Source organism: uncultured Streptococcus sp. (genome assembly GCF_938036805.1).
In the GTDB taxonomy this organism is placed as follows: Bacteria; Bacillota; Bacilli; order Lactobacillales; family Streptococcaceae; genus Streptococcus.
Genome location: NZ_CALHWC010000230.1, coordinates 1 through 3,612, shown reverse-complemented (window position 1 = coordinate 3,612; position 3,612 = coordinate 1). Strand labels below are relative to the sequence as shown.

General features: G+C 46.5%; 3 protein-coding genes. All 3 read right to left on the bottom strand.

Translation table 11 applies throughout. The features are described from left to right. The coding region (locus Q0191_RS10465; protein WP_297666181.1) for a DEAD/DEAH box helicase at window positions 1–1,334 on the bottom strand (1,334 nt) is incomplete at its 3' end. 101 nt (window positions 1,335–1,435) lie between these two features. Next, window positions 1,436–2,419, bottom strand: coding sequence for a phospho-N-acetylmuramoyl-pentapeptide-transferase (mraY, locus tag Q0191_RS10460; RefSeq protein ID WP_048764978.1), 984 nt, complete (start codon window positions 2,417–2,419; stop codon window positions 1,436–1,438). Window position 2,420: 1 nt separating this feature from the next. Next, a partial coding sequence (locus tag Q0191_RS10455) for a penicillin-binding transpeptidase domain-containing protein (RefSeq protein ID WP_297666180.1) occupies window positions 2,421–3,612 on the bottom strand: 1,192 nt, incomplete at its 5' end.

Here is a 3,612-nt window from a genome sequence, read left to right as displayed (position 1 = left end):
TGGCGCTTAGCCTTACGCTCTGCCCGGCCACGTGCACGATTCTCTGCTCGCTTGGTCTTGCGGCGCTTTTCGTTCACTGCCCACTGGATTTTTTTCTTGTAGCCTGGTTTGATTTTTTTCTTTTTCTTCTTGACCAGACCAATCATTTCTGTGTCCAGCTTCTCCTTGGTCTTCTCCCGATTAGCACGGCGATCTCGATCGTAGGTATCTTGAAATTCGCCATTTTTGATCATCTTAGGAGTAAACTTGATGCCCAGCTTTTCCAACTCCCGAATATCGGAGTCGTCGCTCGGCTGGTAGAGGGTAATGGCTGTGCCAGGAAGACCATTTCGTCCCGTCCGACCAACGCGATGGACAAAGAAAGACAAATCCTGCGGAATGGCATCATTGATGACATGGCTGACCCCCTCGATGTCAATCCCTCGAGCCGCCAAGTCCGTCGCCACGATGTACTCAAAATCAAGATTTTTCACCTGATTCATGATACGCTTGCGCTCCCGCGGCGGGATATCACCGTGAATCTTGGCTACTTTTAGACCCTGCGCAGTTAGATAGGCTTGCAATTCATCCGCTCGAGTCTTGGTATTGACGAAAATCATCGCCAGATAAGGCTGGAGGAGCTGACTGATCTCATAAATCTGGGCATTCTTATCCCGTCCCTTGGTTGACAGGAGCCAGTTATCAATGGTATCAGCAATCACCGTCTTGGTCTTAATCTGCTCCATGACTGGATTGGACAGGTATTTTTTCAAGAAAGGCTGGAGCTTCTGTGGAATGGTAGCTGAGAAAACTAAAAACTGCAAGTCTTTAGGCAAGCGAGCCGCAATCCGGTCTACCGTCTCCAAAAATCCCATATCAAGCGTCATATCAGCCTCGTCCACGACAAAGGTATGAGCCTTGTGGATAGCCAAATCGCCTGACTCAACCAAGTCATAAATCCGCCCCGGCGTTCCAATGACGATATGGGGCTGACTAGACTCTAGCTTGCCAATCTGACGAGCCTTGTCAGTTCCGCCGACATAGTTAGCTACTCGAATCTCTTGCTCTGAAAAGCTAGCCAGCTGACGGGCTGCCTGATAGATCTGGGTTGCTAATTCTCGGCTGGGAGCTGTAATCACCGCTTGGACACTGTCCGCCTCTTCATCGAGTTCCTGGAAGATAGGCAGCAAGAAGGTGTGGGTCTTGCCTGATCCAGTTTTGGACTCCCCGACCAAGTCTCGGCCAGATAAAACCACCGGAATCAGCTTTTCTTGAACCTCTGTCGCCTCTACAAAGTTCAGGTCCTTGAGGGCTTCCTGAATATAATCTTTAAAGTTAAATTCTGTAAATTTCATTTTTTCCTCTGTTTACTCTTAATCTTATCCATTATACCAAAAAAATATCTTTTCTGCTCAGCTCAGGACGAGAAAAGGCGGGCTTACACCCACCTTTCATATCACAAATATAGAATGGCCAAAGTCAGCAAGCTAGCTAAGAGACCTACGCCCCAGAAGAAGAAGTCGACCTTCCATTCACTCCAAGGCTGGCCATGACCAGAAAAACCACCCAGTTCAAAGTGGTGATGGACTGGCGTCATACGGAAAATCCGCTTACCACCCGTCAGCTTGAAGTAAGTCACCTGCATCATAACAGAAGTCGTTTCAAAGACATAGACGATTCCGATGAGAAGCAAGGTCCACTCTTGGTGCAAGGCAATGGAGAGGGCTGCAAGCATACCACCCAAAGCAAGACTTCCCACATCCCCCATAAAGATTTTAGCTGGCTTATGGTTAAAGACAAAGAAGCCTAGCAAACCACCAATCATGCTGATAATGACAATCAGAAGGTCAAAGCGCTTCTGCTCCAGAGCAATGACTCCGTAAGCCACCAAGCTGATCGCAACAGAGATACTAGCCAAGCCATCAATTCCATCGGTCAGATTGACAGCGTTGGAGAAACCAACCAGCCAAAAGAGGACGAAGAAGATATAGAGGAAGCCCAGCTGCACTGGAATCGTAAAGACATTGAGAGAGTCACCTGCCCCGTGCTGATTGTAGAAGAAGTAAAAGATAACTCCCCCCACCAGCTGCAGAGCTAGTTTCTGTTTAGGATTCAGGCCTTCGTTGATCTTACGGAAGACCTTGAGGAAATCATCCAAAAAGCCAACGATTCCGTAGAGAACCAAGATAAAGAGAATCATAATCAAGCCGTTGGATAGTTGTTGGGAAAGCAAAGCTGTCACAAAACTAGCCAAAACAGAAGCAACCAGAAAGACGGTTCCCCCCATCGTCGGCGTTCCAGCCTTAGCCTGATGTTGCTTGACATCCTCGTGCATTTGCTGTCCTGAAATATGAGCCTTGTGATAAAAACGGATAAAGGCAGGAATCCCAACAAGCGTTAGGATAAAGGTCAGAATTCCTGCAATAATTGCTGTTAACATGCTAGTCTCCCAATGTAACGGTTATTTTTTTCAATTTTTTCAGGTCTGTATTGACCTTCTCCTTCTGCTTGACAACCTTTGAGCCTTTGCCTTTAAAATTGACTTCCAGCCCTTGCCATTCAGCAAATTGCTCCACATTTTCCTTGGTCCAACCATACATATCTGGCAAATCTTCAAAGTTATCACTTAAAATCAAAATCTGTTGATTGGCTTTCAGTTCTTGTCCTTCTTTTACAGAAACCTTCTTGATTTCACTGCCTGTTCCTAAGATGACTGGCTGTACCAGATTGCGGCGAAGCTCGTCAGCCAAGCCTCCTGGGCTGATTTGATTTTTCAGCTTCAGTTGCTTGGTCAAACCATCGATAGATGGCATTTTATAGGTTGTTTCTTTTTCAACCAATTCCAAAGCAGGACTATCTCCAGTCAGATTTAAACTGTCTTTAAGCGCCACAGCTTCTTCCAAGACTGGATTGACAACTTCCTGCCAGAAAAGAGGGGAGAATTTCTCTTCGGGCTGCTGAACAGTGACATACATAATGAAATCTGGACTTTCTGCCGGCGTCATGGCTACTACGGAGTAAATGTTATTATTCTCCCCATCCAAATAGCCCTTATCTGTCGCAATTTGGGCTGTTCCGGATTTTACGGCCACATCTTGCCCAGCAACTTGGATAACCGGCTCACCACCGATATTCAGGGTTCCATAGTAAGGAACGGTTCCGACCTGAATCATATAATTTCGAGTCGTTTTCGCTGCTTTTTCTGAAACTGGATGACCGACAATTTCTGGCTGAGATTTACGAGCGCTACCCGTTTTTGAGTCATAGATGGCAGAGATAAATTTCGGCTCTAACATGACACCATCATTTGACACAGCTGAAAAGGCACGTAGCATCTGCACTTGGGTCACCCCAATCCCTTGTCCGAAGGAACTCATGGCAATGGTTACAGCATTATCTGCCGGCAGGGCACCATATTCTTCATAGCCCATCCCAAAACGAGTCGGTAAGCCAAATTTGAACTTCGATAGATAATCGATCCACTTGGCATTGCCCATATCCTGCTCAATGCGTGTCATACCAACGTTACTTGAGAAAATAAAGCTTTGAGCATAGGTCAGGACTTGTCCTGTTGCTAACCCCATGTTCACATCCCAGTCGCGGATGGTAGCATCTGCAATCTTATATTCTGAG

What these genes read in the sequence shown, in the direction of transcription:
- mraY (WP_048764978.1), bottom strand. Translation starts at nt 2,419, where the DNA reads ATGTTAACAGCAATTATTGCAGGAATTCTGACCTTTATCCTAACGCTT.